The sequence below is a fragment of the Salinihabitans flavidus genome (assembly GCF_900110425.1).
GTDB classification, from domain to species: Bacteria; Pseudomonadota; Alphaproteobacteria; order Rhodobacterales; family Rhodobacteraceae; genus Salinihabitans; species Salinihabitans flavidus.
In genome coordinates this window covers 1-13,775 of sequence record NZ_FODS01000020.1, presented here as the reverse complement: position 1 = coordinate 13,775, position 13,775 = coordinate 1, and the positions used below count along the sequence as shown (strand labels likewise).

Sequence of the window (13,775 nt, the reverse complement as noted above, 5' to 3'; positions counted from 1 at the left end):
GCTGTCCGCTCCGTCGCCAAGGGCGCTATCATGCCGCAAGCCTCTTTGCCTTCAGTGCGGCGAAGCTCTCGCCGGTTTCCGCCAGCACCGCCTCCGCCCCGGTGAAGGACTGCCAGCGCTCGATGGCAACATCGACATAGGACGGGTCGAGCTCGACCCCGTAGCAGACGCGTCCCGTCGTCTCGGCCGCGATCAGCGTGGTGTCGGAACCCATGAACGGCTCATAGACCGCCTGACCGGGGCTGGAGTTGTTCAGGATTGGGCGGCGCATGCACTCGACCGGCTTTTGGGTGCCATGCACGGTATCGGCATCCTGATTCTTGTTCGCGATCTGCCACAGCGTCGTCTGCTTGCGATCTCCGGCCCAGTGGCCCTTGCCCTTGGCGCGCACGGCATACCAGCAGGGCTCATGCTGCCAGTGGTAATCCCCGCGGCTGAGCACCAGCCGGTCCTTGGCCCAGATGATCTGCGAACGGATGGCAAAACCCGAGGCGGTCAACGACTCCGCCACCTCGGCCGCATGCAACGCACCGTGCCAGACATAGGCGACGTCGCCCGGAAAGAGCGCCCAGGCCTCGCGCCAATCGGCGCGGTCATCGTTGAGCACCTTGCCCGTCCGTTTCGTCTTCGCGGCGCCAGCTTGGTTGCGCCAGGCAGGGTCATAGGCCACGCCATAGGGCGGGTCGGTGACCATCAGCAGCGGCTTTGCATCGCCCAGCAGCGCCCCGACCACATCGGCAGACGTGCTGTCGCCACAGATCAACCGGTGATCCCCAAGTCGCCAGAGGTCGCCCGGCACTGACACCGGCGTGGCCGGTGCCTCGGCCACGTCATCCTCGCCCTCCACCGGACCATCGCCGCCCAGCGCCTCGGGATCCTGCAGGAGGGCGTCCAGATCATCGTCGGAGATGCCCAGAAGGGAAAGATCAAAATCCTCGGCCAGCAGCCCCGCGATCTCGTCGCGCAGCATGGCCTCGTCCCAGTCGCCCAACTCGGTCAGCTTGTTGTCGGCGATGCGGTACGCCCGGCGCTCTGCCTCATCGAGATGGCTCAGCCGGATTACCGGCACCTCGGTCAGCCCCAGCATCGTGGCAGCCAGCACCCGGCCGTGGCCCGCGATCAGCTCGCCATCGTCGGCCACCATACAGGGCACGGTCCAGCCGAACTGCGCCATGCTGGCAGCGATCTTCGCCACCTGATCCTGCGCATGCACCTTGGCATTGCGGGCATAGGGACGCAGCCGCTCGATCGGCCACGCCTCGATCTCGCCTGGCGCGAAGACAAGGTCCATGGGTGTTCTCTACTGTGGTGAAAGGTAAAGCAGACGCAAACGCGCGACCGGACCGGTCGGCGGCTGCATCAGGATCCGCGATGTCGGGAAAAGGAAAACGCCCGTGAGGGGGTTCCTCCGGGCGCAGTTCTTCGATGATCAAGGTATGAGTCAAGAGGGGCAGAACTGTCAACAGGAATTATCGCGCGGATTCAATGTCTTCGCGAAGGCCTGGTGTTCGGTGATCCGCCGCTGGCTTTGGGTGGATTCCAAAACTGGCTTCCAACATGCCGCAGGTGGATTTTACTATTTTTGTCAAGAATCCACCCCGAGAGGCTGAAAGTCTGGCGTAACTCACTGTAATCACGAGGTTTAAATCTGCGCGCCCTCAAGGGTGGATTCCAGGTGGATTCCCCGGTGAGGAATCCAGTCGCTGGCGAAACCGCGCGCTCAGCCCCCCCGTATACGGATCGGGCCACGGAGGAACCATGGGAGGGGGGAGGCGCGTCGAAGCCGGCCCTTAGCTGCCGCTCGCTTGACTTCCGAACGCCGCGAAGCAGCTTTCACATTACAGTCATTGGTACTTCGTGCAGCATATCCTGGCTTCATTGACGTTCAGCTGACTTCAATGCCTCGGGCTGCACACCTGAAAACAATATTTTCTTAGGACTGAAACCTCCGATGCGATTGGGCATCGGAAGTTCTGTTCTCTCAGACTTAAGGATGGAATTTCATCCAGCTTCGCGCTCTAACTTCTTGCGTGCCAGCTTGCGAGCACGGCGGATCGCCTCAGCTTTCTGCCGCGCGTTTTTCTCGGACGGTTTCTCGAAATGCTGCTTGAGCTTCATTTCGCGGAAAACCCCTTCCTTTTGCAGTTTCTTTTTAAGTACCCGGAGGGCCTGATCGACATTGTTGTCGCGAACACTGACCTGCATGTGGTAGACACCACCTCTCTGATTTGGAGTCGGACCGGCGTTCAGGAGTTGGCCGACTGGTAACAGTTTCCTATCTTGTACAATCGACCAATTGCAAGTTGGTTCGAGGGTATCGACACGTACACCGTTTTTGCCGATTTGGGTAGTAGTAAGGAAGTTGCGTCCGGCCCAACCCGATCTTAATGCGGGTTAGACTCATTCGGGGCGTTCCCTTGGAGTCGATATCTAAACGCAGTGTCGCAAAATGCATCCAGAGCTTTCGGATGAAGGTCGAACCATGTCCCAAGAGTTGCCATGATCCTGTGCATGATTGCAGCATGATGAGACGTGCTCCACGACCAACGCCAACTCAGCGACAGTGGCGCAAGATGAAGCGGAAGCGCCAACGTCGTGTTGCAGCGCCCACAATCGGTTTATTCTTGATCTCTGTCAGTTTTGTTCTGGCGGTCGCTTTCCAAGTCGTCCCAGGTGGCTTCGGTCAAGCTGTTCCAACTGAAACAGCTCTAAGACCCACAGCCCTCCGGGGCGGCAATGCTTGGGGCGGTACGACATCCGACCCGATGACAACTTCTGGCAGCTTTGTCGGGCGTGTGACCCACGTGCGGGATGGCGACACGATCGAAGTCTCCGGTCGCCCTATTCGATTCGCCAAACTCGACTGCGCTGAAATCGGGACGCCCGCCGGACGGCAGGCAGATCGACATATGCGGGCGCTTGTATCAGGCAAAACACTTTCATGCAGCCTCACGGGCCGGAAGAGCTACGACCGATGGATCGGCTCCTGTCGCCTCCCTGACGGTCGTGATCTTGCCTCGGTTATGGTGACAAACGGTTCTTGCACTTGGTGGCGAGGGTAAACGGCCCTTTGCTGACCTTCTGTGCAACTTCGGGGGCATAGCTGAAAAGAGCGGGAGGGTTTTGAGCGCCGGAAGCGCATTTAATGTCGATGATGCATAGCTGCCCAGCCAAGGGTGCCGTCAGATCGATCCGAGGTAATAGCCGATCGCCTCCGTCAACTCCGTCTCCTCATAGCCAAAATGGGAGCGGACGACCTGTTCCAGCTTTCGGAATGTCGTGGCGGCCTGAACGAAATTCGCGTCACTTGGATCTTCTGCCAGCGTGTCTGCCGCTCGACCGAGACGGATGATCAACTCATGGACCACCTCGTGCTCTGACAGCAGTTTGGCCACCACCTCCCGGAACATGCCTCCGCCCGCCGCCTCGATCCGGGGGAACATATCGGTGCCTTCAATATCGTGGTGAAGCTTGAGGATCTGGCACTCGCGCCCGCAAAGGGATCCGAACGCACGGAAATTCTCGGCCATATCAAGTGAAAGCACGATCTGCTTTAGGTCCTCGGGTGGAGTGTCCCTCGCTTCGATCCGCGCCAGCACAGCAGCGACCTGGGCCATTTCCATCAGATAGTGACGGTGGATTGGCGATATTGCCAATGGCGCGGACCGTGCATCCTCATTGGATCATGAAGCTACTCCTGGTTGCTCATGATACGTTGAAATCGGGCTTCGCGAAATCCGCGCGATCGGCGCGCCGTTGCAGAAGCAACCGCAGGCAGAACGCCGTCTCGGCAAGGATCGTCAGCGCATAGGCCGGAGCGAACACCGGCGACCATTCAGGCGCGAAGAGGCGCAGACCGCTTCCGATCAGGTAGACCAGCCCTGCGATCGCAAGGCCGGCCCCGAAAACCTTGGCGAATACACCCGAGCGCCAGACAAGCAGCCCCATGATCAGGCTGTTCATGCCAAAGAACACAAGCCCGAGATCGTAGCCATGCGCGTGCAGATCCAGAAACACCAGCGCGAGCGCCGGGGCGTCGGCCAGCCCGTCGGCATGGGTCAGCACAAGCCAGGCGGTCAGCAAGGCCATGAGGCTTGCCGCGATCAGCACGGTCTGGATCAGGCGGAACACCATCGCCGACAGCGCGAGGCCCGGTGCCATGGTGCGGAAGACCAAATAGAGCAGGATTGCAAGGCCCGCATCGCTGAGCGCCATCACGAGGTCAGCGGCAATTGCCAGGCGGAACTGGCCGGGCGCTGCGAGGATCGCGGCGGCGGTGGCATCGGCATCGCTGAAGTCGATCAGCGGGCCTCGTAGGCCAAGCTCGGCGCCGAGACCCGAAATGATGATGACGAGGTAGAGCAGCCCGGCAAGCCGCGCTTTCCATGCGAGATCGGGGGTGATCTTGAGAACGGGCATTCGGATAATCCCTTCTGGAATGGCGATCATGCGACTTTAGCGGACGATGGGTTTGGAAGCATAGGGGTGGCGTCAGTTGATGGACGGTTGGCCCGCTGACTCGCCAAGACCGAACCAAGGACGATGGAGGCACCGAGCCCCTGCAGCGGCGAAAGGGATTGACCCAACACCACCCAGCCCAGCAGCACCGCCGTCACTGGGCTCATCATGCCCAGCATCGAGACCGCGCCGGGCTCGATCCGGGCGACGCCCCGGAACCAGAGCGCATAGGTGGTGGAGTGCCCCCACTGAAGTGGTCCACCAACAGGGATAGTATTATCCCGTTTCAGGAGGACCAGAGATGGCAGGAAAGAGAGACAAACCCGAAGAGATCGTGCTGAAGCTGCGGCAGTTTGAAGTGTTGCAAGGGCAAGGCAGCTCGATTGCCGATGCCGTGCGCCAGATTGGCGTGACGCAGCAGACCTATTTTCGATGGCGCAAAGAATATGGTGGGATGTCCCGGGACCAGCTCAAACGTTTGAAGCAGCTGGAGACCGAGAACCAACGGCTCAGGCGTGCGGTATCGGATCTGACGCTGGATAAGATGATCCTGACCGAGGCTGCCCGGGGAAACTTTTAAGCCCTTGCGCTGGACCACGGCGAGATAGTGGCGCCAGTCATAGATGACGCGGCCAGGTTGAGGGACGATCCGAAATCAGTTTCCGGTAAAGTCGTGGCCGTGCATCCCTCTAATGCCCCAATATCTGGCTGAGAAACAGCTTTGTCCGTTCGCTCTTGGGGTTGTTGAAGAACTCTTCGGGCTTGTTCTGCTCAATGATATGGCCCTGGTCCATGAAGATCACGCGGTCCGCGACCTTGCGGGCAAAGCCCATCTCATGCGTCACGCAGAGCATCGTCATGCCATCTTCGGCAAGTTGGATCATCGTGTCGAGCACCTCCGAGATCATCTCCGGGTCGAGCGCCGAGGTGGGCTCGTCGAACAACATGATCCTCGGCTTCATGCAGAGTGACCGGGCGATGGCGACCCGCTGCTGCTGCCCGCCCGAAAGTTGACCGGGATACTTGTCGGCCTGTTCGGGAATCTTCACCTTTTCAAGGAAATGCATCGCGATTTCCCTGGCCTCCTGCTTGGGTGTCTTGCGTACCCACATCGGCGCGAGCGTGCAATTTTCCAGAATGGTCAGATGCGGGAACAGGTTGAAGTGCTGGAAGACCATTCCGACCTCGGACCGGACCTTGTTGATATTCTTCAGGTCGCTCGAAAGCACCGTTCCGTCCACCACGATCTTGCCGTCCTGATGCTCTTCCAGGGCATTCATGCAGCGGATGAGAGTGGACTTGCCCGATCCGGAGGGGCCACAAATCACAATCCTTTCACCGTGGCTGACCGTGAGGTCGATGTCGCAAAGAACCTGAAACGTCCCGAACCATTTGCTCATCTTCTCGATCTGAATGGCGGTCGCGTTCGGGGTATGGTCAAGGGCGGATTGAGACATGCGTATGCTCTTTTCTTTGAATCGTCTGGTCACACAGAAGCAATGTAGGCATCCCCTTGCTTCTAGGCTGCTTTTCCATCGTTGCGGAAACGCTCTTCTAGGTAGGAGACAAGGCGAACCGCTGGAAGGAGCACGATCAGGTACATGATTGCGGCGGCGATCAAAGGCGAGGGGTTGGCCGTGAGGGCCTGCGCGTCAGTGGCCTGCTTGAGAAGATCGGGCATGGCGACGACAGAGGCCAACGACGTATCTTTGGCGATGGCGACTGCATTGGACGTGTGCGGCGGAATCGCGATCCGAAACGCTTGCGGAAGAATGACCTTCCAGATTGTGACCCCGAAGGAGAGGCCAAGCGCCTCGGACGCCTCGGTCTGGCCTTTCGGGATCGCCTGGATCCCTGCGCGAAACACCTCTGCCGTAAACGACGAAAATACAAGGCCGAGTGCGAGGGTTGCGGAGGCAAAACCGTTGAGCCGAATGCCGAGGAATGGCAAGGCGTAGTAGATCAGAACAAGCAGCACCAAGATCGGAATCGCGCGAAAGACGTCGATATAGACGATCGCGAGCCATCTCAGCCACTTCGGCCCATATAGCCGGAAAAGGCAAATCAGAACTCCTGCGATCCCCCCGGCGATTATGATTGTCAGTGCCAACGCGACGGTGTTTCCGATGCCTTTCATCAGCATCGGATATATGCGGAGGATGACCTCCCAGTTCAGGAATGTCTCGAAAAAGTTCATGTTGTCCTGGTCTGATTTTAAGAGGAACAATGCGGCAGGGAGGCAGGCGGCCTCCCTGCGGTGGCATCATTACTTGGCTTCGGGAATTGCCATGACCTGAACCGACGACGTTGTCGATGCTGGCGCGACACCCAACCATTTGGTGTGGATTTCAGCCAGCGTGCCATCCTCTTTGATCTGCGAGATGGCGTCGTTGACCCGCTCCAGGTGCGGAGAGCCCTTCGGCAACATTATTCCGAAACGGTCGCCTGTTGGAATGGTCTGAACGATGTCGAGATCAGGCATTTGCTTGAAGGCGAACTGATAGCCGGCAAGGTCCCCGATTGCGCCCGCAACACGACCGCTGCGAACATCGAGCAGCAAGTTCTGCTGGTCGGTATACCCTTTCACCGACTCAAAGCCGACATCGTCGTGATTCTCATTCACCCATTTTTCGGCCACAGACGACGACAGGACCCCGACAGTTTGATCGCGCATTCCCTCGAGGTCCGTCACGCCGTCGTCTTTGAGTGAGATCAGCGCGAGATCGCTGTCATAATACCCTTGGGTGAAAGACTGGTTCTTCAGGCGCTCATCGGTGATGGTAATCGTGGAGATCGCCATGTCGATGCGGCCTGAACTGATGGCGGAGAAAATCGCCTGAAAACCGAGATCCTGAAAGTCGAGATCGACGCCGAGCCGATCACCGATTTCAGTGACAAGATCCACTTCGAAGCCTTCGAATTGACTCTGTTCGTTCTTATACTCCCATGGCGGGTTGGCGGGATAGGCGCCTACAACAAGCGTCTCTGCCGCTGCCCCCCCACTCGCGAAAGTTGCTGCGGCAACAATTGACATGATCGTTCGTTTCATACCTTTTCCTCCTCTGTCGGATTTTGGTTGTTGGTATTTTGTTCAAGTACGGAACGGCATATCGTGAGAGTTATCTGGATATGCTCGCGCAGGATCTGCTTTGCCGCCTCCTGATCCCGGTCGATGGCGGCCTGCATGAGTTTGGTGTGATGTTCGAGCGCCAGAGCCTTTCCGAGTAACTCCAGCGTTTGCTGTGAATGCTCGTTGCTGTTTTCCGGATTGATCGTGTTGGGGTGGAACAGCAGGGCCTGATGATGTCTCTGCAACTGCTCAAGCGAGGTGGCATGAAATGCCTTCAGCCATGACGATTTGCCTGCCGACAGCAAAGCCGTGTGAAAGGCATCATGAAAATTGATCCAGTCTTCGCGAACTTCGACGCTCTGCGCACCAATTGGCTGCGTGGTGCGCATCAACCGATGGTGCGCGGCGATGACATGGCCCTCCCATTCGACGCCGCCACGATTGATCGAGTCTTCAAGCAGCTTCTCCTCGATGGCCAATCGCGCGTCTTCGAGGTCTTCCAGCTCCTCAAGTGAGACCGGAGCTACGCGCCATCCGCAGTTGGGGCTGGCGACGACGAGGCTCTTTTCCTCAAGTCGGGACAACGCCTCTCGGATCGGGGTCGCGCTTATCCCGAATGCCGCCGAGAGCGCAGCCACCCGCAGGGGAGACCCGGGAGCGTATGTCCCGTTCAGGATCGACCGTCTGAGCAATTCGACGGCGCTGTCGCTTTTCGCCAATGATTTCATGCGATTTTCATTATCATATATAATTTGACCTATCAACGGTGAAGCTGAGCCTCGCATGGAATTTTCTTGAGGAGGGTCGCCCGGAGGCCGAACCCTTCGGCGGCCGTGAAGACCTCACCAACGGCGATTGATGTCCCGAATTGCCGCTGGAGTTGTCTCCTGCGGGGGTGACACTTGCCTCAACCAACGCTTGATGCCGATTAGCCATAGAATTTGGGTGTCTTTCGCAGGTCCGGCCATTGTTCGGGTGAGTGGCCGTAGATGATGAACGCATTATACTCTTCGGCAATCGACATGAGGCGCTCACCGCTTTTGCGGGCTTGCGCCACATCGCGTGCCCCTTCGAATCCTTCGGCGACTTCGGCCGGACGGGAAATCGCATCTCCGGTCAGCAGAATGCTCCCCGTTTCCGGTAGCTCAAGGAACAGCGAGAGTTGTCCCGGTGCATGACCCGGTGCGAAAAGCACCCGGAATCCAGGTGACAGGTCGGTATCCTCGTCAATCAGCAGGTACTCGCGATCGGGCCAGTCGATGGGGCGGACGTCGCCCCAATACAATGGCTTGTCCAGGGTTCGCTCAGCGCGGGCCATGAGGATCGGACAATGCGGAAAATCCGCAATTCCGCCGACATGATCGATATGGGTGTGAGTCATGATCAACAGATCAATCTCGTCGGGTTTCACACCAGCCCGTGCAAGCTGCGCTTCTGGGAGGTTCCCGGGGGTCAGTTCAAGAACTTCACCGAAATCATAAAGACGATCTTCTTCCGACGACCGTGGAATGTCATAGGCGTATTTGCGGGGAAAGCCTGTATCCACAAGAATCGACTCGCCAGCATCTGTCCGGATCAGGAAGCCACAAATACCGATTACACGGCCATTCGCATGGACCTTGAAGAGGCCGTAGTCCAGCACGTGAAGTTCTTTTGGCCGACCCTTGATGCAGGGCTTCGTGTTCATTGGGGCCTCCCTCATTCGTTCTTGAGCAGTTCAATGCAGGGAGTGGAAGTCCGGGCCCGGACACGTCTCCCGCTTCGCAGTGATGCGGCAGAAACTGCCGTGGTTTTCGCATTCACAATCTCCGAATGCGCTGCCGTTTTCGGGCCCCGACTGTCGCACAATTTGGCGGCGCCCCGGTATTTGGTGTTGATCTCATGGAATTTTTAGTATCATATATAATTTACAAAATCCACTGCAAAAATTCACGTCACATAGGATACCTGACAGCTTTGAACCCGAGCCGCGGAAGTCAGCGCAACCGGAATCAGCCAGATCCTGGTGTAGACAGTTCCCGAGACGGTCAGATGGACAGGTATCGTATGACGCATGTCGACATGGCTTCAGATTGCTGATCCGAGCGATGCAGCCCTTTTGAAGTTCGAAGAACCAAGGAGAAGAATTCGATGAGTGAACGCGTAGCTATTGTAACTGGCGCGGCCGGCGGCATGGGGCAGGCAATTGTAGAGGCGCTGCTTCGCAACGACTTGATTTGTTACGGCATAGATATCGACACGGTTGCTCTGGAGGGCATGGCGGAGCGACTGGGTGACCGGTTTGTCGGTCTTCCCGCCGACCTGACGGATGTCGACGAGATCACCGCCGCATTCGAGACGGTCAGGAACGCCCACGGCGGACTTGACGTGCTGGTCAATAACGCTGGCACCTGCTTCATGTCGGAATTCCCAAACATACCGGACGGAGAATTCGAGCGTCAAATGTCGCTCAATTTTTCGTCTGCGTTTCATTGCTGCCAACAAGCCGTCAAGTTGATGTTGCCGCGGGACGGGGTGCGGAAGATCGTCAATATTTCGTCGAACGGCGCATATAATTTCGATGTTTTCGATCCGCCGCATTACCGCGCCAGCAAGGCCGCTCTCGACAACCTGACGAAGGATCTGGCAAGGCGCTATGCGCAAGACCGGATTTCGGTCAACTCTATCGCGCCTGCCATGACGCAAACCCCGTTGTTCAATGTCCTTAGTGACGAAGTTCTGAAGAAGGCCATCGCCCAGATGCCGCACGGACGGGCCATGCAGCCTTCGGAGGTGGCCGAATGGGTCAGCTTTCTGATCTCCCCTGCCGGTGATATTTCCAGCGGGAATGTCATCATTCTCAACCAGGGGCGTGATGTTCGCTAGTCGGAGGCGTCGGTACCCCCGCGGCGTTCGGCAACGGGTCGCGAGAGTCAGGGGAACTCGTCTGTGCGGCACCTCGTGCCGCAAGGGCACCGTGCATGCGGTTTGACGTGACAATAGATGATCCTCGCCTCCCTTGTCGTCTCAGTCGCACTTCGTCAGACGTTGAGCGTCGCATCGTTCAACAGGTTCGGACCCATGCTATCGACGCGCCCCGGCGGACCGAATTCTCCTGACTTTATTCCATTCAGTTCTATCCAATCAGGTGCACGATGAAGGTCAAGATCCACACGCTCTTTCGATATCTGCTCGAAACTACCGAAGCCGAACCTGAGGCCATCGTCGGTTTTTCGCTTTCGCGATCTCCAAAGCTCGGGGAGTTTCTGAACGAACTCGACCCCGATCTTTCGCTCGACTGGAACCAGAGGTCGTTTCGCGGGTTGCCGGAGCTTCGCGCCCACATTTTGCGGGAAACCGGGCTGGAGGGGTCTTGCGATCCCGATGATGTGCTTGTCACGGCAGGCGCGGCGGAAGCGAATTACCTCGCCATCATGCAGTTGCTTCAGCCCGATGATGAAATAGTCGTGGAAACCCCGGGTTGGCCGCAGGCGGCTGTTCTCGCGAAGGCTGTAGGGAGCCGAATTCGCGTTGTTGAACGGCAGGAGGCTGACGAGTGGAGATTCCCGATGGAGCAACTCGCTTCGTCGGTATCCGACCTGACCAAGATCATATTCGTCTCCAACCCGAATAATCCGACCGGGCAGCTTTTGACGTCGGATGAACTTCGTGAACTCGTTGAGATCGCGCGCCGTGTCGGCGCGTGGTTAATCGTGGATGAAGTCTATGCGGGACTGGAGTGGGAAGGGGAGCGCGCACCCTCCGTCGCCGGCCTCTATGAACGGGGCATTACGACGGGGAGTGTGTCCAAGGCGCTTGGGCTGCAAGGCTTGCGCACTGGCTGGCTGATCTGTCGGGACAAGGATTTCGTCATGGACGCCGTGATTCTTCGGGAAAACTCCAGCGAAATCATGAATATAATGGGTGAAGCGATCGCAGAGATCGCGATGCGGCCGGAGAGACTCGCAGCTGCGATGCAAATAGCGCGCGCAGACGGGCGCGCTAATCTGGAGAAGATCGATGCGTTCATCATGTCACAACCGAAACTCTCATGGGTGCGTCCACGCGCCGGTCTGATCGGTCTGGCACGACTGGATGCAGGGCTTGATGGCGATGCCTTTGCCAAGTTGCTTCTGGCGCCACCGTATCGCACGTTTCTGTTGCCGGGGAGTGCCTATGAACAGTCGAATCATATTCGTCTGGGTGTTGGCGGGGGCGATGAGGTCAACCTGGAAAAAGGCCTTTCGCGGATCGCAGACCTGCTGTCTTCGTTGTGAACGCAGATAGCAACCTCCAGTCCAAATGCGGTGCTGAACTCTATATCAAAATGGGAGATTATTGGTGCCCAGAAGATGCATCGGGACCTTGCGTCATGAACTGATGCGGTGGATGCCCCCACCCGACGGCATCGAATATGCCATAACGGTTTCGTAGGAACCAACGCGAGGGAGGCATCCATGTCAGAGATTAGCATATTGGCGATTGATCTTGCCAAGGGCAGTTTTCAGGTTTGCGGCGTCACGGCAGACGGCGCCGTTGTTTTCAACAGATCGGTGACGCGACCACGTCTTTATCAGCTCTTGGCGGAGCAAGCGCGTTGCGTCGTGGCGATGGAAGCCTGTGCTACGTCGCATCATTGGGGCCGTGTCGCTGAATCGCATGGCCATAAGGTGCGGTTGATCCCCGCTGCCTATGTGAAGCCGTTCGTAAAACGCCAGAAGAATGATCGGGCTGATGCCGAGGCGATAGCCGAAGCAGCAAGCCACCCCAGCATGCGCTTCGTGGCGGTGAAGAGTGCTGAGAAACAGGGACGAGCGGTAGCCTTCCGGACGCACCAGTGTTTTGTGCGGCAGCGGACCCAGTTGACCAACGCGCTTAGGGGGCACCTTGCCGAGTTCGGCCTTGTGGCCCCTAAAGGCCCTGCGAGCCTGAAGCTTCTGGAACAGGCGCTCGCGCACTCCGATACGGATTTGCCCGCCCCGTTGCGCGAGATGGCCGTGCTTTATCTTGACCAGATCGGCCGCCTCACCGAACTCATCGAGCAACTGGCCGAAGAGCTCGAGCGCGCCTCGAAGACGGACGATGAGCTGCGACGGCTCTGCACAGTGCCTGGCGTCGGCCCGGTCACTGCCGGCGCCATCGCCGCCTTCGCACCGGATCTCTCGACCTTCGATAGCGGTCGCAACTTTGCCGCTTGGCTGGGCTTGGTGCCACGACAGCGATCCACCGGCGGCAAAGCCCGGCTGGGGGCGGTCAGCAAGATGGGGCAATGCGACATCCGCAAGCTCCTGATCGTCGGCGCTATGAGCGTGATCCGATGGGTTGTACGCAAGGGTGGCAGCGCCAATCGCTGGCTGGCCAATCTGGTCGCGCGCAAGCCCCGAATGGTGGCGGCGGTGGCGCTGGCTAACAAAATGGCCCGAATGATCTGGGCGATGACGACGAAACAGGAGAGTTACAGAATGGCGTGACCCTGATCTACGGACAGGGAAACGGCATGGCCGCAAGGCCTGGGCAAGGTGATCGACCGACGGAGTAAGCGACACGGACTTCAAAGTTCAAGGCGAGGACACCCAGTCCCGGGGCTCGAGCGTCATAGCTCTCTGAACCGATGTGGGCCTTGCCTTCCGAACAGCATACCGGCCCGTGGGACGTGCACGCGCAGCGAATTCGCCTTTCCGCCCTCCCTGTAGAAGCGCCATGACCGCTACGGGTTTATTCTGTTGAAAAACTCGAGGTTTCCGGCGGGGTGAGGTGGTCACTTCACTGGGCGTGCGTTCTCTCGATTACGCTTGTCGGGCGACTTGTGGTGGCGGGATGAGCTTTGCGAGCTTTCTGAGGTTCTGTGCGGTGGCAGCGAGGTGGAATTCGTCATGTGCGCCGCATGGACCGCGCAATCGGAGACGGTTCAGGCCAAGGATCCGCTTCATGTGCGCAAACAGCATCTCGACCTTCTTCCGGAGCTTGCAGGAGATTGCGTATTGCGTTGTTCGTGCGATCGTCCGGGCCACATCGCGGGATGGTTCATAGATCGATCGTGTCACTTTGCGCGACGGTCCTTTCGGGCAGCAGCGCGCTTTCAGGGCACAAGCATCGCAATCGGCCTTGCTGGCCCTGTAACGGAGCAGACCATCTTCATCGGGTTTCTTCTCTCTTGGCTTTGCAAAGGCCCGGCGGTTCTGCGTCAGTTCCTTGCCGCCCGGACAGGTATAGATGTCCTTTTCTGGATCATAGGTGAAGTCGGCCCGCTCGAATGTGCCATCCTTGC

General features: G+C 58.3%; 14 protein-coding genes and 1 pseudogene. 4 read left to right on the top strand and 11 right to left on the bottom strand.

Translation table 11 applies throughout. The annotated features are described in order from the left end of the window. Positions 1–28: 28 nt before the first annotated feature. The 5 genes from BMW66_RS14730 to BMW66_RS14710 form a co-directional block, all read right to left on the bottom strand. Entirely contained in the window at positions 29–1,291 is a 1,263-nt protein-coding gene (locus BMW66_RS14730; RefSeq protein WP_093119625.1) for a site-specific DNA-methyltransferase, read from the bottom strand. Positions 1,292–2,001: 710 nt separating this feature from the next. Further along, entirely contained in the window at positions 2,002–2,205 is a 204-nt protein-coding gene (gene rpsU, locus BMW66_RS14725) for a 30S ribosomal protein S21 (RefSeq protein ID WP_093119624.1), read from the bottom strand. A 977-nt stretch (positions 2,206–3,182) separates the two neighbouring features. After that, a complete protein-coding gene (locus tag BMW66_RS14720) occupies positions 3,183–3,623 on the bottom strand; it encodes a hemerythrin domain-containing protein (protein WP_139196187.1) in 441 nt (146 codons plus the stop codon). Between the two features lie 82 nt (positions 3,624–3,705). Then, positions 3,706–4,419 carry a DUF4386 domain-containing protein gene (locus tag BMW66_RS14715; RefSeq protein ID WP_093119621.1) on the bottom strand — a complete coding sequence of 238 codons (714 nt, stop codon included), beginning with the start codon at positions 4,417–4,419 and terminating at the stop codon, positions 3,706–3,708. Positions 4,420–4,445: 26 nt separating this feature from the next. After that, positions 4,446–4,730 carry an EamA family transporter gene (locus BMW66_RS14710; RefSeq protein WP_281242637.1) on the bottom strand — a complete coding sequence of 95 codons (285 nt, stop codon included), beginning with the start codon at positions 4,728–4,730 and terminating at the stop codon, positions 4,446–4,448. A 29-nt stretch (positions 4,731–4,759) separates the two neighbouring features. Between BMW66_RS14710 and BMW66_RS14705 the strand changes: the two are divergent. Further along, a pseudogene (locus tag BMW66_RS14705) lies at positions 4,760–5,029 on the top strand (transposase); the annotation flags it as partial. 118 nt (positions 5,030–5,147) lie between these two features. Here BMW66_RS14705 and BMW66_RS14700 read toward each other — a convergent pair. The 5 genes from BMW66_RS14700 to BMW66_RS14680 all read right to left on the bottom strand — a co-directional run bounded on the left by BMW66_RS14700 (position 5,148) and on the right by BMW66_RS14680 (position 9,215). Next, the gene (locus BMW66_RS14700; RefSeq protein WP_093119620.1) at positions 5,148–5,915 is read right to left on the bottom strand and encodes an amino acid ABC transporter ATP-binding protein; all 768 of its coding nucleotides are present in this window, start codon (positions 5,913–5,915) and stop codon (positions 5,148–5,150) included. Positions 5,916–5,977: 62 nt separating this feature from the next. After that, positions 5,978–6,595, bottom strand: a complete 618-nt coding sequence (locus BMW66_RS14695; RefSeq protein WP_245729499.1) for an amino acid ABC transporter permease — start codon at positions 6,593–6,595, stop codon at positions 5,978–5,980. Between the two features lie 129 nt (positions 6,596–6,724). Continuing rightward, entirely contained in the window at positions 6,725–7,507 is a 783-nt protein-coding gene (locus BMW66_RS14690) for an ABC transporter substrate-binding protein (RefSeq protein WP_093119617.1), read from the bottom strand. After that, positions 7,504–8,256, bottom strand: coding sequence for a GntR family transcriptional regulator (locus tag BMW66_RS14685; protein WP_093119615.1), 753 nt, complete (start codon positions 8,254–8,256; stop codon positions 7,504–7,506). Before BMW66_RS14685 ends, BMW66_RS14690 begins: the two co-directional genes overlap by 4 nt. 200 nt (positions 8,257–8,456) lie before the next feature. Then, positions 8,457–9,215: an N-acyl homoserine lactonase family protein gene (locus BMW66_RS14680; RefSeq protein ID WP_093119614.1), complete on the bottom strand. Its 759-nt coding sequence runs from the start codon at positions 9,213–9,215 to the stop codon at positions 8,457–8,459. Positions 9,216–9,658: 443 nt separating this feature from the next. On the opposite strand from BMW66_RS14680, the gene BMW66_RS14675 reads away from it, so the two are divergent. The 3 genes from BMW66_RS14675 to BMW66_RS14665 all read left to right on the top strand — a co-directional run bounded on the left by BMW66_RS14675 (position 9,659) and on the right by BMW66_RS14665 (position 12,978). Continuing rightward, positions 9,659–10,393, top strand: coding sequence for an SDR family NAD(P)-dependent oxidoreductase (locus BMW66_RS14675; protein ID WP_093119613.1), 735 nt, complete (start codon positions 9,659–9,661; stop codon positions 10,391–10,393). Between the two features lie 269 nt (positions 10,394–10,662). Then, complete coding sequence (locus BMW66_RS14670; protein WP_093119612.1) at positions 10,663–11,784, top strand: pyridoxal phosphate-dependent aminotransferase; 1,122 nt, start codon at positions 10,663–10,665, stop codon at positions 11,782–11,784. A 180-nt stretch (positions 11,785–11,964) separates the two neighbouring features. Continuing rightward, positions 11,965–12,978, top strand: coding sequence for an IS110 family RNA-guided transposase (locus tag BMW66_RS14665; RefSeq protein ID WP_093119611.1), 1,014 nt, complete (start codon positions 11,965–11,967; stop codon positions 12,976–12,978). Positions 12,979–13,293: 315 nt separating this feature from the next. Here the strand turns inward: BMW66_RS14665 and BMW66_RS14660 are convergent. Further along, on the bottom strand, positions 13,294–13,775 hold a 482-nt coding region (locus BMW66_RS14660), incomplete at its 5' end, for a transposase (RefSeq protein WP_175483262.1).